A 21,104-nucleotide genomic window follows, 5' to 3' on the forward strand; every position below is an offset into this window, starting at 1 on the left:
CCCGGGTGCGCCGCGGCCGCGCGGACCGGTCGCCGCGCCGGCTCCTGCTCGTCCATGCGATCACCTCTCGGGGTCCGCCCGCCGGGACCGCTGTCATCTGACGACAGCCGGTGACCCGAGGCAGCCGACACGGCTCGTGCTTCGGGCTTCGGCCGTACGCCGCCCCCGCGCGTGCCGTACGGCCGCTTCCCCTTCCTCACCGGACCACCGGACCACCGGACACGTCCGCACGTCCCACGTACACACGCCCACCCGCCCGTATGACTGTCTGTACATCTGCCCGTCCGTACGGCTGTTGTGTCGCTGTGTCGCTGTGTCGCTGTGTGCGCCCACGTGCCCGTGTCGGTGGTCCGGATCCCGGATGACCCGAGAAGGACACCAGGTGATCACCCTTACTCCCGCGCCCGCGTCGATCCCGCAGGCCCGGTCCACGACCGACGAGTCGATAACCGCCTGGGCGCTCGCCGCCCGCGGTGGGGACCCGGAGGCCGTCGAACGGTTCGTCGGCGCGCTGCACCGTGACGTCCAGCGGTTCGTCGCCCACCTCTGCGCGGACCCCCAGGCGGTGAACGACCTCACCCAGGACACGTTCCTGCGGGCGCTCGGCAGCCTGCACCGGTTCGAGGGGCGCTGCTCCGCCCGTACGTGGCTGCTGTCCATCGCCCGGCGGGCGGTGACCGACAGCTTCCGGTACGCGGCGGCGCGGCCCCGGCTGTCCGACGTGGCGGACTGGCGGGTGGCCGTCGAACACGCCCAGCCGCGCGGGCTGCCCGGCTTCGACGACGGCGTCGCCCTCACCGATCTGCTGGGGGCGCTGCCCGAGGAGCGGCGGGAGGCGTTCGTCCTCACCCAGATGCTGGGGCTGTCCTACGAGGACGCGGCGGAGCTGACCGGATGCCCGATCGGGACGGTCCGGTCACGGGTGGCCCGGGCTCGGGCCACGCTGGTGGGGTTGCTCGCGGCTGCGGAGGAGGTTCTGGTGGCTGCGTGAGGGCGCCCTTGATCTTCTTCGCCCCCGCCGCCCCTACCCGTCCCCATCCCCAGGGGCTGTGCCCCTTCGACCCCGCTGTGCCCCTTCGACCCCGCTGGGCGCCTCATGGCTCGGGAATGAGTCGGGGTGGGCGAATGCGGGTTGTGTGTGGTTGCTCGCGCAGTTCCCCGCGCCCCTTTTGGGGCGCGGGGTGTTGCGGCGTCAGGTGCGTGCCCCCAGGTGGCGTTCGGCGAAGTCCAGTTCCAGGCGGAGCTGTTTGATGCGCTCGTCGACGACCAGGGAGCCGTGGCCGGCGTCGTAGCGGTAGACCTCGTGCAGGGCGGAGCGGGCGGCGAGCCGGTCGACGTAGTTGTCGATCTGGCGGATGGGGCAGCGGGGGTCGTTGACGCCGGCGGAGATGTAGACGGGGGCTTTCACCGCGTCGACGTACGTCAGGGGCGACGAGGCCTCGAAACGCTCGGGGACCTCCTCGGGCGTACCGCCCAGGAGGGTGCGGTCCATGGCCTTGAGCGCCTCCATCTCGTCGTGGTAGGCGGTGACGTAGTCGGCGACGGGGACGGCGGCGATACCGAGGGCCCAGGCGTCCGGCTCCGTGCCGAGGCCGAGGAGGGTGAGGTACCCGCCCCAGGAGCCGCCGGTGAGGACGAGCCGGTCCGGGTCGGCGAAACCGGAGGTCACCGCCCACTCCCGCACCGCCGCGATGTCCTCCAGCTCGATGAGGCCGACCCGGTGCTTGAGGGCGTCGGTCCAGGCGCGGCCGTAACCGGTGGAGCCTCGGTAGTTGATACGGATCACCGCGTACCCGTGGTCCAGCCAGGCGGCCGGTCCCGCGGCGAAGGCGTCGCTGTCGTGCCAGGTCGGGCCGCCGTGGATGTCGAAGACGGTCGGGTACGGGCCGGAGGCTCCCGCCGGGCGCTGGACGAGGGCGTGGACGCGGCCGCCGGGGGTGTCCACCCACACGTCCTCCACCGCCACCGAGCCGGGCGACTTCAGACCCGGCGGGTCAAGGACCACCTCGCCCGTCGTGGAGCGGACGACCGGCGGTTCGGCGGCCGAGGACCACAGGTACTCGATGCTGCCGTCGGGGCGCGCCGTGGCCCCGGAGACGGTGCCTCGCGGGGTGTCCACGCGCTCCAGGCCGCGGGACGCCAGGTCGTAGCGGAACAGCTCGCTGCGGGCCTCGAAGCTGTGGGCGACGAGCAGGGCGGAGCCGTCCGGATACCACTCGGCGCTCAGGTCGCCCTCCAGCCGGCCGGAGAGTCCGAGGTCGGTCTCCTCGCCGGAGGCCACGTCCCAGACGAGCGGCTCCCAGCGACCGCCCCGCTGGTGGCCGATGAGCAGCCGGGTGTCGCCGTCGACGGGGGCGAAGCCCATCACCTCCAGGCCCAGTTCGATCGTGCCGCCCTTGGTGTCGTCGAGCTCGGCGACCGTCGTGCCGTCCGCCCGGACCACGCGCAGCGCCGAGTGCATCGCGTCGCCGTGCTCGGTGTGCTCGATCGCGATCAGCGAGCCGTCGTGCGACAGGTCGCCGACGCCGGCCGACTCACGGTGGCGGTAGATCTCGACGGGGGCCTCGCCCTGCCGGTACAGATGGATCGTGGAGCCGTCCTCGTCGGTGGAGCGGCCGACGATCGCCGTACGGCCGTCGCGGCCGAGGGCCAGGCCCGCCGGGTACGACGCCTCCAGGCCCGGAGCCCCCTCCTCGTCCGGGCCGCCGTGGAACGGCTGGCGGCGCCAGACACCGAACTCGTCGCCGTCCTTGTCGTCGAACCACCAGATCCACTCGCCGTCGGGCGAGAGCACGCCGTCCGTCGTGCCGTTGGCCCGGTTCGTGGCCTGGCGCTGCTCGCCGGTGGCGCGGTCCCATGCGTACAACTCGTACGTGCCCGTGGCGTTCGAGACGAACAGCGAGCGGTGCGGTGCGTCCTCCGCCCAGTCCGGCAGGGACACCCTCGGCGCCCGGAACCTCTTCTCCCAGTCGGGCATGGACCCGCTCTGCTGCTGCGGGGTGGACCCGTTGCTCTCAGTCATGGCCCCATACTGCCCCGCCCGCACGACAATGTGCCGCCGAGGTCCCCAGCCTGTGGATAACTTCGGCTCGCGACGGGTTCGTCCGGGGCGATTGTCAGTGGCCGGGTGCAGACTCGCCGCATGACCTCGACGCCCTCCGCGCCCTCAACTCCCTCAACGCCCGACCTGCGCCGCACCGTCGAGCGTTTCTGGGCCGCCGCCGAGGAGCGGGACTGGGCCGCGTTCGCCGGGACGCTGGCTGAGGACGTCCTGTACGAGCTGCCGCAGACGAGGGAGCGGATACGTGGCAGGGAACGGTACGTGCAGTTCAACCGGGAGTATCCGGGCGACTGGCACGCCCGGATCGAGCGCGTCGTCGCGGAACCGGGGCATGTGGGGGAGACCGAGCAGCCGGATCGGCCGGGGCAGCCGGGGCAGGTCGTCAGCTGGATGTACGTCACCGTGGGGCTGGAGGAGATGTACGCGATCTCCTTCTTCACGGGCGACTCGGACGGCCGGATAGCCACCGTCACCGACTTCTGGCCCGAGCCGTACGAGCCGCCGGCCGGGCGTGAGCACCTCGTCGAGCGGTACTGAGGGGCGGGGCCGCACGGCCGCGGGGGTCGACCCCGCAGCCGTGCGCCCGCCGCGGGCACCGTACGGTGGACGGCGTGTACCGGTTTCTGCTGACGCCCCGATGGTGGGGGATCAACGTCTTCGTGCTGCTCGCCATCCCCTTCTGCGTGTTCATGGGGTCGTGGCAGCTGAGCCGGTTCGAGGACCGGATGCAGGACCATCGCGAGGCGACCGAGCGGATCGACCCGGCGGACCGGGCCCCGGCCCGCCCGCTGGACGAGCTGCTGCCGGTGGACAAGGAGACCTCGGGCGAGCTGGCCACCGTGACCGGACGGTACGGCGAGCAGCTCCTCGTTCCGAACCGCGAGGTGGACGGCAGGAAGGGCTTCTACGTGCTGACGCTGCTGCGCACCGACGAGGGCAAGTCCCTGCCCGTCGTACGGGGCTGGCTGCCCGGCGCCGCTGACTCCGACCGCGCCCCGACCGCACCCTCCGGCGAGGTCACCGTCACCGGTTCGCTGCAGGCGGCCGAGATGCCGGGGTCGAACGGCGTGCCCGTCCAGGGCGGGCTCCCGGCCGGGCAGACCTCGGCGATCAGCGCGGCGATGCTGGTGAACCTCGTGCCGGACGACCTGTACGACGCCTGGATCACGCTCGACAAGGCCGACTCGGGTATGAAAGCCGTACCCGCGACCACGCCGCAGGACACGGGGCTCGACCTCAAGGCCTTCCAGAACCTCGGCTACACCGGTGAGTGGTTCGTCTTCGCCGGCTTCGTCGTCTTCATGTGGTTCCGCCTGGTCCGCCGCGAGGTCGAGTTCATCCGGGACTCGGAACTGGGCCTGGGCCTGGATGACGACCGTCCGGGTGAGAACGGGCCGAACGAAGGACGCCCGGACGACGCCCTCTCCCGGGAAGCCGAGCCGGCCAAGTAGGACCGGCCGGCGAACCACCACACGCCACCCGAACCACCACGCGAAACCGGCGCCGCCGCGCGCCGTCGGATCCGCCGCGCGCCGTCGGATCCGCCGCGCACCGCCGTACTCCGGCGAGCACCGCGCGGGTCTGCGGTGCTCCTCCGGTGGGCGTCAGGTCAGACGGCTGTCAGCAGGCCCGTGCGGTAGACCACGCCCGCGCAGGCGTTGCTGACGGCTGTCGTGAAGGTGGCGATGCCGCCTTCGGCGATGTGGGAGACGAGGACACTGCCGTCGACGACGCCGTCCTCGGTGAAGAGCTGGGTGGAGACGGAGTTGGAGCCGTCGGTGGTGGTACCGGGGGTCGCCTCCCCCGTGGGCGTCGGATCCGTTGACGGGTCCGTGCCGCCGGTGCCGCCGCCATCGGTCGTACCGCCGCTGGTGGTGGGGCAGGGCTCGGAGGGCACCCAGGCGAACTTCACCTCGTACGCGGCTCCCGGAGCCAGCATCGCCTGGGGCAGCGACAGTGACGGGTCGGGCAGTCCGACCGCCGCGTCGCCCGCCCCATGGTTCGCCACGGTGATCTTCGCCCCGTCCGCGGCACCCTGCGGGGTGGTGATCACGCCGCCCGCGCCGCTGACCGTACAGCTCGTGCCGGAGATGTTGGAGACGCGGAACGTGCCGTAGACGGAGCCGCTGGAGTCCGGTGCACCCACGCTGGCGCCGCCGCCGAGCTGGGCCGACGTGCACAGGGTGGAGACATCGGTCGTGGGCGTCGGCTGGGCGCCGCCCGTGGAGCCCTTGTTCTCGCCCTTGCCCTTGTCGCCCTTGTCCTTGGAGCTGTCCTTGCCGGAGTTCTTGGAACCGCCGGAGGAACCGCCCGACGAGTCGTGCCCGCCGGTCTGTCCCTTGGACTGGCCGCCGCTCCCCTGCGTCTGCGAGCCATTGCCCATGTTGGAGGTGTTGAGGTCGGAGCCGGTGGAGTTGGAGACGTGGACGAGGGCGGGGATCGCCGTGCCGATGAAGAGCGCGGCGGCGGCCATGCCGACGACGGCCTGCCGCTTGCGTGCCCGCCTCGCCGGTACCGCCCGCCGCAGGTGCTCCAGCGTGCCGTCCCTGGGCTCTATCTCCGACACCGCGTGCTGCAGCAGATTGCGCAGCACCAGCTCGTCGTCCGGCTCGAAACCGCCGGTCCCCTTCGGCCCCGAGCCGTTCGAACCCGAGCCGCCGGAACCCACACCGCCCGACCACAGGTCCGCCGAGCGCAGCGCTCCGAAGCGGGGCTCGTCGACATCCGGCTCGGTCGTACCCGAGGAGTCCGAAGAAGAGGAGCCCGAAGTCGAGGAGCCCGGAGACGGGGCGTCCGGAGACGGGGCGTCCGGAGACGGGGCGTCCGCAACCGGGTCGTCTTCACCCGAGGCGTCCGCATCCAGATCCAGGTCAGCCGAATTCAGGTCAGCCGAATTCAGGTCGGCCGAATTCAGGTCGGCCGACCGCGACTCGCCCGACCGCGACTCGCCCGACGGCGAGTCGTCCAACGGCGAGTCGTCCAACGGCGAGTCGTCCGACGGCGAGTCGTCCAACGGCGAGTCGTCCAACGGCGAGTCGTCCAACGACAGATCGTCCGAAGGCAGGCCGCCCGAAGGAGAGTCCTCCGAACGCGGGCCGTCCGGCCGCGAGTCGTCCGGGGTGCGGCCTTCGAGATGCCGGCCCTTGGGGTGGGGGCCTTGTTCTTCGGGGCCGTGATTCACAGTTCCGTTCCCAGCGTGCGATTGCGTTTCTTCGTGCTCTGCGTGCTGTTCGTGCGTTTCGAGCCCGCGTCCCCCGACGCGCTCGTCCGGCTCGCGCTGTTCCGCGCGTTCGTCCCCGCGCTCCTCGGCGCGTTCGTCGTCGTCCCGGCGTCCCCAGGAGGCACGCCTCCGGGCGTGGAGCTCATCCCGCCCGTCGCGCCTGTCGGGTCCTTCGTCCTTGCCGTGCGTGCTCATGCCGACGCCTCCATGGCGACACGCAGTGCCGCGATGCCCCGGGAGCCGTACGCCTTGACCGAGCCCAGCGATATGCCGAGGGTCTCGGCTACCTGGGCCTCGGTCATGTCGGCGAAGTAGCGCAGCACGAGGACCTCGCGCTGGCGGCGCTGCAGCCCCTTCATCGCCTTGATGAGGGAGTCGCGCTCCAGCAGGTCGTACGCACCCTCCTCCGCGCTCGCCATGTCGGGCATCGGCTTCGACAGCAGCTTCAGACCGAGAATGCGGCGGCGCAGGGCGGAGCGCGAGAGGTTTACGACCGTCTGGCGCAGGTAGGCGAGCGTCTTCTCCGGTTCACGAACGCGCTTGCGCGCCGAGTGCACGCGGATGAACGCCTCCTGGACGACGTCCTCGCAGGAGGCGGTGTCGTCGAGGAGGAGCGCCGCGAGCCCGAGAAGCGAGCGGTAGTGGGCGCGATAGGTCTCGGTGAGATGGTCGACCGTCGTGCCGGAGGCCGGCACCGTCGACGTGTCGTCCGCGCCGTCGCGCTGGTTGGGTATGCGGGTCGGCCGCGCCGCGGGCATCGGCGCGATCACCGGCATGCCGCCGGCCGAACCGGGCAAGCGGGGACGGCGGGGTGGACGAAGGGTGGTGCCCCTCGTCTGTACCGCGGTGAATTCGAGTACCTCTGCCACGCCTGTTGGACCCGTATCCCCCCGTGGGGGTTGTACGCGACAGGCATCTCTTTTGCGTCAGACCGCACACGTGTCCGCATGACACATGCGTGGGTCGGTGCGGCAGACGCGCCCTGCGGCACGCTGCGCTCAGCTGTCGGTACGGCCCACCGAACACCGGACAGCACGTCGAACGCCCTCATGCGTACCAGCTCTTCCCCTATGCCCCAAGTGTTGGCGCCCAGCCCCGCCGAAGGGCGCCCGTGAAAGACGCTCCCCGTCGGCCGCGCGGTTGCGGCCGACGGGGAGAAAAATCCTCGATCACCGGGAGGCCTGAATCAACCCGGAGATCCGACGACGGCACGGCCGGAAATTCTCCGCCCGCCGAACCATCGACTCGAAGAACTTACACGCCACAAGGGGCTGCGCCGCTTTCGCCGGGTGCCCAGGGGGTTGGGGGGCAGGTTCGTCGGCGGGTGCGGGCCCGGTGGGGGCTGGTCGCGCAGTTCCCCGCGCCCCTGAAAAGCAGGGGCTGCGCCCCTTGCTCTTCGGCCCCACCGGCCCCGCACCCGCCGACACACCCGAACCCGCACCCGAACCCCCGAGCTACCGGGCGCCCGACCGCCCACGCTCCGCCGCCACCAGCTCCGCGATCTGCGCCGTGTTCAGGGCGGAGCCCTTCCGCAGGTTGTCGCCGCAGACGAAAAGCTCCAGTGCCGTCGGATCGTCGAGGGCCCGGCGTACGCGCCCCACCCACGTCGGGTCGGTGCCCACCACGTCCGCGGGAGTGGGGAACTCCCCCGCGCCCGGGTCGTCGCAGAGGACGACGCCCGGGGCCGTGGCGAGGATCTCGCGCGCCTTGGCGACCGTGACCTCGCTCTCGAAGCGGGCGTGCAGGGTGAGGGAGTGCGCGGTGACGACCGGCACCCGTACGCAGGTCACCGCGACCGGCAACTTCGGCAGTCCGAGGATCTTGCGGGACTCGTCCCGGACCTTCATCTCCTCCGACGACCAGCCGTCCGCGCGGAGCGACCCGGCCCACGGCACCACGTTCAGCGCCACCGGCTCCGGGAACGGCCCGGTGTTGTCGCCCACGGCCCGCCGTACGTCACCGGGGGTGGTCCCCAGTTGCGTACCGGCGACGAGGGCGATCTGCTGCCGCAGGGTCTCCACGCCGGCCCGTCCCGCGCCGCTGACCGCCTGGTACGAGGAGGCCACCAGCTCGCGCAGCCCGAACTCGGCGTGCAGCGCGCCGAGCGCCACGATCATGGAGAGGGTCGTGCAGTTGGGGTTGGCGATGATCCCGCGCGGCCGGACGCGGGCGGCGTGCGGATTGACCTCGGGGACGACGAGGGGCACCTCCGGGTCCAGCCGGAAGGCGCCCGAGTTGTCCACCACGACCGCGCCCTTGGAAGCGGCGATCGGCGCCCAGTGCGCCGCCACCTCGTCCGGTACGTCGAACATGGCGACGTCGACCCCGTCGAAGGCCTCCTCCGACAGGGCCGACACCTCGACCTGCTCCCCGCGCACGGCCAGCTTGCGGCCGGCCGAGCGCGGAGAGGCGATCAGACGGATCTCGCCCCAGATGTCAGCCCGGTGGGACAGGATCTGGAGCATGACCGTGCCCACGGCACCGGTCGCGCCCACGACCGCGAGCGTGGGCCTGCCGGCACGCCCGGCATCGACGGCCCTCAACGACCGAAGCCGCCGTCGCACCAGCAGCGCGCACCGTACGAGCCGTAGAACGCAGACGAGGCATACGCCTCGTACGAGGCGTACGAGCGGACCGTCATCGTCCGGTACCCCCGTAGACGACGGCCTCGTCGCTGTCGGAGTCGAGTCCGAAGGCGGTGTGCACGGCGCGCACGGCCTCCGGCACGTCGTCGGCGCGGGTGACGACCGAGATGCGGATCTCGGAGGTCGAGATCAGCTCGATGTTCACGCCGGCGTCGGACAGCGCCTCGAAGAAGGAGGCGGTGACGCCCGGGTTGGTCTTCATGCCCGCGCCGACCAGGGAGATCTTGCCGATCTGGTCGTCGTAGCGCAGCGAGTCGAAGCCGATGCCCGCCTTGTTCTTCTCCAGGGCGTCGATGGCCTTGCGGCCCTCGGTCTTGGGAAGGGTGAAGGAGATGTCCGTCAGACCGGTCGTCACGGCCGAGACGTTCTGCACGACCATGTCGATGTTGACCTCGGCGTCCGCGATGGCGCGGAAGATCGCGGCGGCCTCGCCCGGCTTGTCCGGGACGCCGACGACCGTGACCTTGGCCTCGGAGACGTCGTGGGCGACTCCGGAGATGATGGCGTGCTCCACCTTGTGGTCCCCTTGCGACTCTGGCTTCTCGTTGCTGACCCAGGTGCCCGGCAGTCCGGAGAAGGACGAGCGGACGTGGATCGGGATGTTGTAGCGGCGGGCGTACTCGACACAGCGGTGGAGCAGCACCTTCGAACCGGACGCCGCCAGTTCGAGCATGTCCTCGGAGGAGATCCAGTCGATCTTCTTCGCCTTCTTCACGACCCGCGGGTCGGCGGTGAAGACGCCGTCGACGTCGGTGTAGATCTCACAGACCTCGGCCTCCAGCGCGGCGGCCAGCGCGACGGCGGTCGTGTCCGACCCGCCGCGGCCGAGGGTGGTGATGTCCTTCTTGTCCGCGCTGACGCCCTGGAACCCGGCGACGATGGCGATGTTGCCCTCGTCCAACGCCGTACGGATCCGGCCGGGCGTGACGTCGATGATCCGGGCTTTGTTGTGGACCGAGTCGGTGATGACACCTGCCTGGCTGCCGGTGAACGACTGGGCCTCGTGGCCCAGGTTTTTGATCGCCATGGCCAGCAGGGCCATGGCGATACGCTCTCCGGCGGTCAGCAGCATGTCGAACTCACGCCCGGCAGGCATCGGTGACACCTGCTCGGCGAGATCGATCAGCTCGTCCGTCGTGTCGCCCATCGCGGAAACGACGACGACCACTTGGTGGCCGTTCTTCTTCGCTTCCACGATCCGCTTGGCGACGCGCTTGATGCCCTCGGCATCGGCTACGGAGGAGCCTCCGTACTTCTGCACGACAAGGCCCACGTGCGCTCCTCGCTAGGTTCAGTCTGTCGGCTCAGTCTAACGAGCGTCCGAAAACGACCTCAGGGTTCCCAGATGGTGAGATCGGACCCTCCGGCTGGACTTCTGCCCGGTGGGAGCTGAGGCATACGGGAAGTGGCACAGGTCACCAAGCCCCCGGGCGTCGCCCGGGGGCTTGGTGCTGCGGAACGCTCCGGCACGATATCGCTACCGGGTCATATGGTCAGCCCTGGCTATTCAGCGGAATCGGGTGATCTGACGCCCCGCTAGAAGGAAAGGTGCCTTGACCTGCGAGGATGCGAGTGTCTAGGTCGTATCCGGCACAAAAGTCAGGGCACCTTTCTGGTGAGCGAGGCTACAGGGTGGGACCGTCGTCTGCGCGTGCGGGCCGACGGTAAGGGACTGGTCGGACATGCCGGGGCGGTGCTGCTACGCAGGTGCGCAGACCGGGTGGGGTTGACCGGCGCGCTCGCGGCCGTGCTGCCGGTGGGTGTCGGGCACGGCTGGCGGGAGCGTGCGGCGGTCGTCGTCCATCTGGCGGTGGCCATCGTGCTCGGCGCGGCGAATCTGAGCGAGGCGGAACAACTCGGTCTGCACCACCGGGACGTGTTCGGCTCGGCCGTATCGGACTCCACCACCCGTCGCACCCTGGCCGCCCTGGACGAGTCGGTGATGATGCGGATGGCGAGGGTCCGGCGGACGGTGCGCCGGCACGTGTGGTCCCTGTTGCATCAGCGGCCCGGCGGATTCCCCTGGCTGAGCGTGGCCGGGCGGCGGCTGAAGGGCTGGATCGTGGTCGATATGGACGCCACGGTCATCACCGCGGCCTCGAAGAAGGAACGAGCGGCGGCCACTTTCAAGGGCAGTTTCGGCTCCCACCCGCTGGCCGCCTGGTGCGCGAACACCTCCGAGTGCCTGGCCATGGAACTGCGGCCCGGCAATGCCGGGGCCAACACCGTCGCCGACCACCTGCGGGTCCTGGCTGCCGCGCTGACCCAGATACCGCGCTCCAGTCAGGCCAAACTCCTCGTCCGGGTCGACGGGGCCGGGGCCACCCACGGCTTGCTGGAGCATCTTGTGGCGCTCAACACCGCGCGGCGCACGGTGCGCTTCTCGGTCGGCTGGAAGATCACCGACGAGGACGAGGCCGCGATCGCGAAGCTCCCCGAGACAGCCTGGGAGACCTCCCTGAAACAGGACGGTTCCCTCCAGGAGGGCTACTTCGTGGCCGAGTTGACCGGCCTGAACACCCGGGAGGGCTGGCCCGAGGGCACCCGGCTGATCGTCCGCCGGGTCAAGCCGTCGGGCCGACAGGTCAAGAAGCTGACCGACTTCGAGCGTGGGACCGGCTGGCGCTACAGCATCACCGCGACGAACATCGGCCGGATGTGGGGCATCGCTGGCTCCCACCAGCCGCAGTTTCTCGACGCCCTGCACCGTGATCACGCCGAAGTGGAGGACCGGGTGCGGACGAACAAGGCGATGGGCCTGCACAACCTCCCGTCCAAGTCCTGGGATGTGAACTGCGGCTGGATGCTCGCCGCGAACCTGGCCGCCGACCTCGACGCCTGGGTGCGGCTCCTGGGCCTGCACGACGTCGGCGACCTGGCCGATGCCGAGATCGACACCATGCGCTTTCGCCTCTACCACGTGCCCGCTCGCCTCACGAAACATGCCCGCCGCCGCTGGCTCCACATAGAGGCCACCTGGCCTTGGGCCGACGCGTTCACCACCTGCTGGCGGCGGCTCTGCGAACTTCCGGCCGTCACCTGACGGTCCGGCCCCGTCCCGACGAAGACCAGAACGGAGGAGACCCGCACCGCCCCGGGAGACGTGGAACCCCGGCGCAGCCGCAGCGTCACGCGACGGCCCGCCCTCGACCGGCAGGGGATATTACGGGCGAACTGCCGAGCCACTCACGACCGAACCTCGCTGACGGATCGAGGTCAGCAGTACTTCGCGCCTTCATAAGAGGCAAGCGTCTGGGACTCGGATTGCCAGGTGATGTCCCGCGATATTCGTTTACAGGGGTCGTCACCGCCGTTATTCCACACCACTATGACCTTGATTGTCTTGCCGCACCGGTTCTCCAGACTGACGTACCGCCAGATCCCCGGAAAACCGCCACCTTCATCCACCTTCTTCACACACCTGGACCAGTCCCCCACTGCGGACTCCGCAGCGGTGTCAGCGCTTGCGCCGGTCGCTCCGGAAGCCACCAGCATCGCGGCCCCCGCGATCGCGATCCATGTCCTGAAGCCTGCCCTCATCGCCTCTGCGCCTCTCGAATTGGAAGATCGTTCGGTTCGGACTCGAGAGTACACACGAGCATGTGGGACAGGAACTGAATTCGGTCGACGCCTGGGCATCGAAGTAGCCCTGAATGAGACGGAGTTGGCGACCGAAGACCACGCCGGACCGAATGCCGGGCCCACGGCTTGCGGTACCGGTCGAGCGGCCGGTTCGCCGGAGTCGACTCAGCCATCGAGTCGTATTTGCGGTTCAACCACTATGGTTCTCTCCGTGCGCGTACTTCTGGTGGAAGACGACGAACCGGTCGCCGAGTCGCTACGCCGAGGACTCCTGCGATACGGCTTCGAGGTGGAGTGGGTCAACACGGGAGGGGCGGCACTGACGTACACGGGCGCATACGACGTCGTGCTGCTCGACCTCGGACTGCCCGACACCGACGGCCTCGATGTCTGCAAGACCCTGCGGGACCGCAGCCAGGTGCCGATCATCGTGATCAGCGCCCGCAGCGACGAGACGGACCGGGTGGTCGGACTGGAGCTGGGCGCGGACGACTACGTCTCCAAGCCGTTCGGTGTGCGCGAGGTCATTGCCCGAATAAGGGCGGTGATGCGCCGCGTGCAGCCGCGCGGCGCCACCGACGCGCCGCCAGCGGTTCCCGACCAGTACGGCGCCCGCCTCACCGTCGACCGGAAGGCCGCGCGCGTCCACCTCGACGGTACGGAGGTGGCGCTGGCCCCCAAGGAGTACGACCTGCTGGCCTTCCTCACCGAGGAGCCGGGCGCGCTGATGTCGCGCGAGCAGATCATGGAAGCGGTCTGGGACGCGAACTGGTTCGGCCCGACGAAGACGCTCGACGTCCACGTGGCGGCACTGCGGCGCAAGCTCGCCGGGGCGATCACCATCGAGGCGGTGCGGGGCGTGGGGTTCCGGCTCATCGTGAACGAAGGCGAGATCCCCGACGGCGGCAGGAGCACCCAGGGCTCTGAAGGCTCCGGCGCCTCATGATCCGTCAGCTGCTCCGCAGTTATGTCGTCCTCGTCGCCGTTGCGATCGCCCTGTTCACCGTCCCGGTGGCGTTCACGCTCACCTCACAGTTGCGGGACGACACCGTCAGTTCCGTCGGACGCGAGGCCAAGACCATGGCCCGTCTGCTGGGCAACGGCGACGACGCCTCCTGCACGGCTCTGACGCGCATGGCCGAGGCGTACGACCACGACGAGGTCACGGTCCAGGTAACCGCCAACGACGGGTGCACGCCGAAGGGTTTGGACTCACCCGCCCGGGACACGGCACTGACCAAGGCGCTGCGGGACGGCAAGGAGACGGAGGACTGGGGCTCGGAATTCATCTGGGGCAAGCACCTGGTGGTCACGGTCCCCGCCCGCTCGACGGCGACAGGCGAGGCGATCGGCGCCGTACGCGTCATGTTCTCCACCGACGACCTCACCACCCGCCTCTGGACGATCTGGGGCTTCCGGGCGGCCCTGGCCGTCATGGTCCTGGTGGCGGCGGCGATCATCGGTGTCTTCGTGGCTCGTCGGCTGACCCGGCCCCTGCTCCAGCTCAACGAGATGGCAAGCAAGCTCAGCGACGGCGATCTGACCGCCCGCTCCCCCGTCACCGGCCCCCAGGAGACGCAGACCCTGGCGCGCACGCTGAACCAGGCGGGCGAACGCCTGGACACGCTGATCGCGTCGCAGCGCATCTTCGTGGCCGACGCCTCCCATCAACTCCGCACCCCGCTCACGGCGTTGCGGCTGTCCCTAGACAACATCGCGGACGGCACGGACGACGAGTTCGTACGGGAGGACGTGGAGCAGGCCACCGCCGAGGTCGTCCGGATGAGTCGCCTCGTCAACGGCCTGCTGGTGCTGGCGCGGGCGGAGGCGAAGGTGACGGCGGCGGAACCGCTGTCCCTCAGGGAGATCATCCAGGAACGTCTTGACGTGTGGAGACCGGCCGCCGACGAGCGCGGAGTCACCATCACGCTCAGGGGGAGTGCCGACGGCCGGCCGCCTGTGTTGGCCAGCCCCGGTCATCTGGACCAGGTTCTGGACAACGTTCTTTCCAACGCCCTGGAGGTCTCACCGGACGGTGCGACCATCACCGTTCGGGTGGAGACCCGGGGCGATGAGGTGGTGCTCTCGGTGCTGGACGAGGGGCCCGGTATGTCGGACGCCGAGAAGTCCCGCGCCTTCGACCGCTTCTGGCGCGGTCAGGGCCTCACCGGGAAGTCCGGTTCGGGTCTCGGACTCGCCGTCGTCAAGCAACTCGTCACCGACGACAACGGGACCGTGGTCCTCAAGGACGCGCCCGGGGGCGGGTTGTGCGTCGCGCTCACTCTGCGGGCGGCGCGGCACGGGGGTGGCTGAGCCGGGGGAGGTGGCTCGGCCGGCCTCGGGGTGGGGTGGCTGGGCCGGGGGGTATGGCCCAGCCACGACTGGGGGTCTGCTGCCGCTCAGCCCTCGGGCATCATCGACGAGTGGTGGTTCACGATCTTCCACACACCGTTCCGCTTCTCGTACTCGTACGTGTAGCGGGCGTCGACCCTCTTCTTCTCACCGGTCTTCGGGTCGGTGAGGATGAAGTAGTACGAGCCGGTGTCGATGGCGGAGTTGCTGTCCAGGACGTTGATGATCGTCTTGGTCTTCTTGCCGACCGGCTTGTTCTCCAGGAAGTGGTCGAAGTAGTCGACGAGGCCGGCGCGGTCGGTGCGGATCTTGTTGGAGACGGTCGGCAGGAGCACCGCGTCCTTCGCGTAGCGGTCCGCCACCTTCTTGGAGTCGCCGGTCCGCAGCGTCTTGTTCCAGCCGTCGAAGAGCGCCGCGATCTCCTTCTTGGAGGGCTTCTTCGGCGCGGACTCGGCACCGGCCGTGCTGACTCCGGCGGTGACCGTGCCTGCGGTGACGAGTGCGGCTGCCGTGACGATGGCGGCGCGTATGCGGTTCTTGCGGGTCATCGCGATCTCCCGTGCGAGGTGGGGGTGTTACTCCCTCCGCTTCTTGTGCGGTGGAAGTGACTCAAGATTCGCGTGACACCGGTTAGGGGCCGTGCAGCGGACGTACAGGCCCGGGGCAACGTTCGTACAAGGTGTTCCGGAGGGGTCCCGGTTGGGGTCGGTCGGGCTCGTCCGGGGTGGTTCCAGCGACGCCCCGCGCGCCAGTCCACTGCACCGCCGGGGTCGACTTGCCGACCCCACCAAGCCCGTGCGCGGCATGCACCAGGACCCCGCCGGACGCCTCGAACACCTCGTCCAGTAGGGCTGGTTCATGTTCCCGCCGACGAACGGCACGGTCCGCCGGGCTCTCTCACTGATGCACCATTCGCCGTCCGCCCCCCGTCCGCCTCGGGGGCGAACGGGGGGCGGACGGAGAGCGTCAGTCCACGTACTCCTTGAGGGGCTCGGTGTCGAGTGTGATGTTCACCGGCTCCGGGAGCTTGATGGTGGCCCCGAACGCAAACTTTTCCTCATGGCGGTAGCGACCGTTCTCCGGCTGGTTGAACACGACAACCGAGCAGTCGTCACGGTCGATAAGCAGGTAGACAGGGATACCGGCAGCCGCATAACCGTCGGGCTTCTCAACTCGGTCCCGTCGATTCGTGTCGGAGTCGTAGGACGTAACCTCCACCGCCATCAGGGCGGCCTCGGCCTCCGACCATTCTCCATGTCCCTTGAGACCGCCCACGCGCACCAGAACGCCATCCGCGCGGGCGCGCCCCTTGCGGTAACGCTCCGTCTTCAAACCGCTCTCCGAGTGCAGCCAGAGATCGGGGCGATGCTGCATGCACACCCGTTGCAGCCACGCGATCATCTCGCGATGGTTGCCGTCCGCCATGGGCTTGACCACGACCTTTCCGTTGATGAACTCCAGCCAGACGGTCTCCGGGGCATGGCGTTCCAGTTCCTCGAACTCCTCGACGGACATCTGCGGCCGGTGCTCGGTCCTGGGGGTCATGGCGTCGCCTCCTCGACTCCATGGTGCCCTGACCGGCACGTCCTGCACGCTCATACGCCCCTCCCGTCCGGCGGGTCTCCAGCGGGAGGCCCGCCCTGCTCGTCGTCCGCCGGACCCATGAGCCGGTCGGTCCGGACATCGGCCGCCGCGACCACGGCGTCGGCAGACCGCCGGCTGACCGCCGCTCGTGCTCGCAGGCGGGCCGTGAGGTCGGCACCGAGGTCGAGGGAAAGCCGCTCGCCCTCCGGAGACTCCGTGGACCGGGTCACTTCCAGCGCCCCAGACCGGCCGCACGACGCAGTTCCTCCACACGGGCCGTCACGTCCACGACCTCGTCGGCGCCCGGGAGGCCACCGGCGCGCGGGGCGGGGAGGAAGGTGTCCGGGACGGGCGCGTACACCGGCATCGGCCCGTCCAGCTCGCACTCCGCCAGGCACTCACGGCACAGCCCGTTCACGATCTCGACGGTCCGCTCGTCCGCGTCGCACAGACCGCAGGCCATGATCACGCGGTCGATTCGCGCACGGAGGCCGGCCTTCTGCCGGATCTTCGCCTTCTTGGGCCTCATCGGGGGCATCTTGTTCTCCAATCGTTTGCGGGCGAGGCCGCCCGGGTTGGTGACGTCCTGCGGCAATCCGTCGGTCAGCGCCTTGGTGACGTCCTGCGGAGTCGCGCCACGCGACAGCCACTGCGTGACGAGGGATTCGAGGGAGTGGCAGTCGGCGGCGGACAGCGGCATTCGAGGATCTGCAGAGCGGACTTCGGCGAGGGTCTGGTAGGCGGTGCTGGGCTCCGGGGCGGCGACGGCTTCTGCCCTGTCGGGCTCGGCGGGCCCCTCGGACTCGGCGGGCTCAGTCGGCTCCACCCGGTCGGTCGGCTCCGCGGGCTCGTTCTCCTCGACCCGGGCCAGTCCCGACTGGTAGTGCTCCGTCACGTCCCTGCCGTCACGCTCCCGCGCGAAGTTCGCCCACCACGCCACCGACCTGGAGGTACGCGACCAGTACGTGCGCGTCACCCACCGCATCGAGCTGTCCTCGATGGTGATGTGCTCCTTGATCCAGCGCAGATGACCGGCGTGGACGAGGCGGCCCGACGACGTACGTACGGCTTGCTGGCCGTAGCGCGGGTGTTCCGCCGCGATCACCTTGTGGCCCATGGCGTGGCCGTCCTCAAGGTGGTCGATGAAGACGGCGACTTCGGCATCGCGGGGGCTCAGGTGTGCGAAGTCCGGGTCCGCGTGCGGGTCTTCGTCACCTACGGAGCGTTTTCCGTAGCCCGTTTTGGCCATCGGGTGCGACGGGGACGGCAGGGCAGCACTAGGCTGGGCGTAAGCCACGATCGAGCCTCATTCGATCCGTAGGTCTAGGCCCTGGCACTGGTGTTGGCGCACCGGCCGGGGCCGATCTATTTGGTCGTTTGCCGCGAACCTAGAGCGACTTTACGTTCCGAAGCAAGCCGATCACGGAACGTCACCCTTTCGAGTTACGCCCCTTCAACTCACGTACAAGCTTGGTTGGTTGGGTTGGTTTTTCACCCAGCCCAGAGATCTTGGAAACCCATGGGAAGAGCTCGGGTCCCGGGGCTCAAGCTCCGGGCTGACCTGCGGAGATGAAGGCGACCCAGGCGGGTGCGGTCAGGGTCAGGGTGGGCCCGGTGGGGTTCTTCGAGTCTCGTACGTGGACCGTCAACCGTGCGTCGAGCAGGGCGACTTCGACACAGTCGCCGCCCTCGTCGTCGCTGTAGCTCGACTTGAACCACGCCAGCTGGTCACTCATCACGGTTCACCATCCGCTCGATGAAACGGGTCGATTCAGCGGGGCTGAGAGCCTGCGCGCGGATCATGCTAAGCCGCTCGGTCACGCGGTTGACAACCTCTGGATCGGCCGAAAGCTCGCTGGCAAGTGGTCCCTCCGTGAAGACGAACCGCTCGTGATCACGCGTCTCCAGCAGCACCATGGGCCCCAGGAGGGCAGCACTGACGGCCCGTTCGAAGGGGAGCACCTGCAACAGGACGTTCCGAAGGCAGGACGCCTCCAGCAATCGGCGGAGCTGATCGGTGTCCACCTGAGAGCTGCGCAGTACGGCCTCGTACAGCACAAAGCTCAAAGCCACCGGGGGCTTTCGCTCCGTGAGGATCGTCTGCCTCTCCAGCCGGGCGGCGATCCGTTCCTCCACCGTCTCCTCGTCCAGAGGTGGGTAGCGATTCTCGATCAGCGTCCGCGCGTACCCCTCGGTCTGCAACAGCCCAGGGACCAGAGCGACCTCATACGACCACCGACTGATCGCTTCCCTCTCCCGCAGCATGAAGTCCTGAGCCCGCGCCGGAAACTTCTCCCTCTGCAAGTACTCCTTGGCCGCGCTCAGCAACCCCTCCGCCCTGCACAGCTCGTCCGCCACATCCAGCACCCTCGGGGTCGGCATCCGCACCCCCTGCTCCATGGACTTGATCGTGTCCGGCGAGTAGTTCGCGGCCACCGCCAGTTCCTCGCGGCTCACGTTCGCCTTCGTGCGCCAGCGCTTCATCTGGTTGCCGCCGTAGCGCCAGGCAACCGGTGGCTGGGAGTTGTACTGGGCCGACACCGCGCGCACCTCCGACCGATACACACCGGCGTGTATCACCTCAGTCACTACCGAGCGTAGCCTCGACATCGCCACCGTGTGACCATGACGAACGCAATTCACCGGCCCCCGTGGGTACCCGTGTCGGGACACCGGCTTCGCGTGATCGGCGTGCACTTCGACGCCGTACGGATCGAGGGCGGGCGCGGAGAAACGGTCGCGGACAAGCTGATCGAGATGACCGGCGGGGACGCGGGACCGGTCGTTCTCGAACAGGCCGGGTTCCGGTGGATGTACTTCCTGCTGCGGCCGGGGACGGTGCACAGACACGCCTGGCTGCCGGGCGTGCAGCGTTTCGGCTTGGCCACGAGGGACATGCGAACGGTGACGTACGTCGGGATCCCAGCCCTCGACGGCAACACCTTCCCCCTGCGCTGGTACTCCGAGCCGACCCCCGAAACCTCTTACGTGGAACCAGAGTTGCTGCTCACCGCAGTGCTCACAGTTCAAGCCGACCGAGAGGAAGCCGACCGTGAGTGACGTGCGACTGACCGAGACCTTCCGTAGTGCGTCCGGGGACGTGCGGTGGGGCAGTCTCGGGGAGCCCGGCGGGGATCCTGTCGTGCTCCTCCACGGCACGCCCTTCTCGTCGTACGTCTGGCGGGGCGTCGCCCGTGCGCTGGCCGGGACCGGCCGGTACCAGGTGTTCGTGTGGGACATGCCCGGCTACGGGGAGTCCGACCGACACGCCGGTCAGGACGTGTCCCTCGCCGCCCAGGGCCGGGTCTTCGCCGAGCTGCTGGCGCACTGGGGGCTGGAGGAACCATTCGTGGTGGCCCACGACTTCGGTGGCGCCGTGTCGCTGCGGGCGCATCTGCTGCACGGGGCCCGCTACCGCGCACTCGCCCTCGTCGACCCGGTCGCGCTTGCGCCGTGGGGCTCCCCGGCGTTCCGGCTGCTCGGCCGCCACGCCGAGGTCTTCGAACAACTGCCGCCCGCCCTGCACCGGGCCCTGGTGCGTGAGTACGTGAGTTCCGCCAGCAGCCCCGGGCTGTACCCGACGGTCCTCGACCGGCTCGTCGAGCCATGGCTCGGCGAACACGGTCAGCCCGCCTTCTACCGGCAGATCGCCCAGGCGGACCAGGCCCACACCGACGAGATCCAGGACCGGTACGGAGAGATCGGCATCCCGGCGCTGGTGTGCTGGGGCGAGGATGACGGGTGGATTCCCCTGGCGAAGGGGCGGGAGCTGGCCGGCCTCGTCCCCGGCGCGCGGTTCGAGTCGATCTCCGGTGCGGGACACCTTGTCCAGGAGGACGCTCCCGTCGAACTCACCGCCGTACTGCTGGACTTCCTCCGGGAGCAGACGGCCGGATAAGGGCTGCTGAAAGACCCAAGGACCGGCCCCCTCCGGTGAACATCCCGGCGAGCATCCCGGCGAGCATGTCCCGCAGCAGAGTCCCGGGACAGGCCCTACAGCGTCCCCAGTGCCGGTGCGAACGCGATGAGGAGGGGCAGGAGGGCCAGGAGCCCGGCGGCCGTCGTGGTGGCCGCGCGGCGGGCGCGGTCCAGGCGGGGCGGGGGTTCCAGCAGGCGCTCCACCCGGTCGCCCAGCAGACGGCGGGTGTTGGAGCAGCTCAACACGCCCCGGTGTTGGTTGAGTTCGATGAGGGCGAGGGCCGTGGTCAGGTGGCCGCAGCGGCGCGACGCCGTGTCGTCGGCGGCGAGTTCGACCAGACGGTGGGTCTGGTCGGCGAAGTGGGCGAAGAGGGGGATGTGCGGGAAGCCCGTGGCGAGGGCGGTGGAGAGGTGGAGCAGCCAGTCGTGGCGGGCGCGGGCGTGGCCCAGTTCGTGGGCGAGCACGGCGTCGAGCTGGCGGTCACTCAGCTTGCCCAACGCACCCGTGGTGACGACCAGTTGGGGCGGGGTGCCCGGCATCAGCCACGCGTCCGGGTACTCGTCCTCCAGGACCAGCAGCGGCCCCTTCGTCTGCGGCAGCCCCGCCGGGAGGTCGGGGGCGCGCTCGCGCAGGTGCGCGCGGCGGAGGTGCCGGCTGCGCCGGGCCTCGACCAGTTCCCGGGCCAGCATCGCGCCGCTCCACGCCGCCCCGCAGGCCAGCGCCAGCGTCAGTACGGCCGTC

At 69.7% G+C, this 21,104-nt stretch carries 20 protein-coding genes; 8 read left to right on the forward strand and 12 right to left on the reverse strand.

Features of this window, described 5'->3' with window-relative positions; genetic code table 11:
- The first annotated feature begins 361 nt into the window (after nt 1–361).
- Nucleotides 362–991, forward strand: a complete 630-nt coding sequence (locus AWZ10_RS11995) for a sigma-70 family RNA polymerase sigma factor (RefSeq protein ID WP_107417419.1) — start codon at nt 362–364, stop codon at nt 989–991.
- A 201-nt stretch (nt 992–1,192) separates the two neighbouring features.
- On the opposite strand, the gene AWZ10_RS12000 is transcribed toward AWZ10_RS11995, so the two are convergent.
- Complete coding sequence (locus tag AWZ10_RS12000) at nt 1,193–3,022, reverse strand: S9 family peptidase (RefSeq protein ID WP_046706218.1); 1,830 nt, start codon at nt 3,020–3,022, stop codon at nt 1,193–1,195.
- A gap of 120 nt (nt 3,023–3,142) precedes the next feature.
- Here AWZ10_RS12000 and AWZ10_RS12005 point away from each other — a divergent pair, with 120 nt between their 5' ends.
- Both AWZ10_RS12005 and AWZ10_RS12010 read left to right on the forward strand, forming a co-directional pair.
- The gene (locus AWZ10_RS12005; protein ID WP_060891051.1) at nt 3,143–3,598 is read left to right on the forward strand and encodes a nuclear transport factor 2 family protein; all 456 of its coding nucleotides are present in this window, start codon (nt 3,143–3,145) and stop codon (nt 3,596–3,598) included.
- A 74-nt stretch (nt 3,599–3,672) separates the two neighbouring features.
- On the forward strand, nt 3,673–4,512 hold the full coding sequence (locus AWZ10_RS12010; RefSeq protein ID WP_060891052.1) for an SURF1 family protein: 840 nt from the start codon (nt 3,673–3,675) through the stop codon (nt 4,510–4,512).
- A gap of 158 nt (nt 4,513–4,670) precedes the next feature.
- Here AWZ10_RS12010 and AWZ10_RS12015 read toward each other — a convergent pair whose 3' ends face one another.
- The 4 genes from AWZ10_RS12015 to AWZ10_RS12030 form a co-directional block, all read right to left on the reverse strand.
- Entirely contained in the window at nt 4,671–6,242 is a 1,572-nt protein-coding gene (locus AWZ10_RS12015) for a hypothetical protein (protein ID WP_244172466.1), read from the reverse strand.
- A gap of 230 nt (nt 6,243–6,472) precedes the next feature.
- Nucleotides 6,473–7,150 carry a SigE family RNA polymerase sigma factor gene (locus AWZ10_RS12020; protein ID WP_078935469.1) on the reverse strand — a complete coding sequence of 226 codons (678 nt, stop codon included), beginning with the start codon at nt 7,148–7,150 and terminating at the stop codon, nt 6,473–6,475.
- A gap of 585 nt (nt 7,151–7,735) precedes the next feature.
- The gene (locus tag AWZ10_RS12025) at nt 7,736–8,824 is read right to left on the reverse strand and encodes an aspartate-semialdehyde dehydrogenase (protein ID WP_060891053.1); all 1,089 of its coding nucleotides are present in this window, start codon (nt 8,822–8,824) and stop codon (nt 7,736–7,738) included.
- Nucleotides 8,825–8,918: 94 nt separating this feature from the next.
- Nucleotides 8,919–10,199 (reverse strand): aspartate kinase, encoded by a 1,281-nt coding sequence (locus AWZ10_RS12030; protein ID WP_060891054.1) that lies wholly within the window; start codon nt 10,197–10,199, stop codon nt 8,919–8,921.
- Nucleotides 10,200–10,541: 342 nt separating this feature from the next.
- Here AWZ10_RS12030 and AWZ10_RS12035 point away from each other — a divergent pair, with 342 nt between their 5' ends.
- A complete protein-coding gene (locus AWZ10_RS12035) occupies nt 10,542–11,969 on the forward strand; it encodes an IS1380 family transposase (protein WP_267893569.1) in 1,428 nt (475 codons plus the stop codon).
- A gap of 173 nt (nt 11,970–12,142) precedes the next feature.
- Here AWZ10_RS12035 and AWZ10_RS55725 read toward each other — a convergent pair whose 3' ends face one another.
- On the reverse strand, nt 12,143–12,565 hold the full coding sequence (locus AWZ10_RS55725; protein ID WP_107084528.1) for a hypothetical protein: 423 nt from the start codon (nt 12,563–12,565) through the stop codon (nt 12,143–12,145).
- Nucleotides 12,566–12,719: 154 nt separating this feature from the next.
- Between AWZ10_RS55725 and AWZ10_RS12040 the strand changes: the two genes are divergently transcribed.
- Together AWZ10_RS12040 and AWZ10_RS12045 are read left to right on the forward strand one after the other, a co-directional pair.
- Nucleotides 12,720–13,454, forward strand: coding sequence for a response regulator transcription factor (locus AWZ10_RS12040; protein ID WP_279616623.1), 735 nt, complete (start codon nt 12,720–12,722; stop codon nt 13,452–13,454).
- On the forward strand, nt 13,451–14,821 hold the full coding sequence (locus tag AWZ10_RS12045; protein WP_060891055.1) for a sensor histidine kinase: 1,371 nt from the start codon (nt 13,451–13,453) through the stop codon (nt 14,819–14,821). The genes AWZ10_RS12040 and AWZ10_RS12045 overlap by 4 nt, the downstream gene beginning before the upstream one ends.
- An 86-nt stretch (nt 14,822–14,907) precedes the next feature.
- Here AWZ10_RS12045 and AWZ10_RS12050 read toward each other — a convergent pair whose 3' ends face one another.
- The 5 genes from AWZ10_RS12050 to AWZ10_RS12075 all read right to left on the reverse strand — a co-directional run bounded on the left by AWZ10_RS12050 (nt 14,908) and on the right by AWZ10_RS12075 (nt 18,928).
- The gene (locus tag AWZ10_RS12050; protein WP_060891056.1) at nt 14,908–15,408 is read right to left on the reverse strand and encodes an SgcJ/EcaC family oxidoreductase; all 501 of its coding nucleotides are present in this window, start codon (nt 15,406–15,408) and stop codon (nt 14,908–14,910) included.
- Nucleotides 15,409–15,826: 418 nt separating this feature from the next.
- Nucleotides 15,827–16,405 carry a Uma2 family endonuclease gene (locus AWZ10_RS12055; RefSeq protein WP_037702672.1) on the reverse strand — a complete coding sequence of 193 codons (579 nt, stop codon included), beginning with the start codon at nt 16,403–16,405 and terminating at the stop codon, nt 15,827–15,829.
- Between the two features lie 265 nt (nt 16,406–16,670).
- Nucleotides 16,671–17,693, reverse strand: coding sequence for a hypothetical protein (locus AWZ10_RS12065; protein WP_046705272.1), 1,023 nt, complete (start codon nt 17,691–17,693; stop codon nt 16,671–16,673).
- A gap of 295 nt (nt 17,694–17,988) precedes the next feature.
- Nucleotides 17,989–18,180 carry a DUF397 domain-containing protein gene (locus tag AWZ10_RS12070; protein ID WP_060891057.1) on the reverse strand — a complete coding sequence of 64 codons (192 nt, stop codon included), beginning with the start codon at nt 18,178–18,180 and terminating at the stop codon, nt 17,989–17,991.
- Complete coding sequence (locus AWZ10_RS12075) at nt 18,173–18,928, reverse strand: helix-turn-helix domain-containing protein (RefSeq protein ID WP_046705281.1); 756 nt, start codon at nt 18,926–18,928, stop codon at nt 18,173–18,175. Before AWZ10_RS12075 ends, AWZ10_RS12070 begins: the two co-directional genes overlap by 8 nt.
- Nucleotides 18,929–19,069: 141 nt before the next feature.
- On the opposite strand from AWZ10_RS12075, the gene AWZ10_RS12080 reads away from it, so the two are divergent.
- Both AWZ10_RS12080 and AWZ10_RS12085 read left to right on the forward strand, forming a co-directional pair.
- Entirely contained in the window at nt 19,070–19,504 is a 435-nt protein-coding gene (locus AWZ10_RS12080; RefSeq protein ID WP_046705280.1) for a hypothetical protein, read from the forward strand.
- The gene (locus tag AWZ10_RS12085; RefSeq protein ID WP_060891058.1) at nt 19,497–20,342 is read left to right on the forward strand and encodes an alpha/beta fold hydrolase; all 846 of its coding nucleotides are present in this window, start codon (nt 19,497–19,499) and stop codon (nt 20,340–20,342) included. Before AWZ10_RS12080 ends, AWZ10_RS12085 begins: the two co-directional genes overlap by 8 nt.
- Nucleotides 20,343–20,437: 95 nt before the next feature.
- Here the strand turns inward: AWZ10_RS12085 and AWZ10_RS12090 are convergent.
- Nucleotides 20,438–21,104: M56 family metallopeptidase (locus AWZ10_RS12090; RefSeq protein ID WP_060891060.1), on the reverse strand; the 667-nt coding region annotated here is incomplete at its 5' end.

This window comes from Streptomyces europaeiscabiei (assembly GCF_001550375.1).
In the GTDB taxonomy this organism is placed as follows: Bacteria; Actinomycetota; Actinomycetes; order Streptomycetales; family Streptomycetaceae; genus Streptomyces; species Streptomyces europaeiscabiei.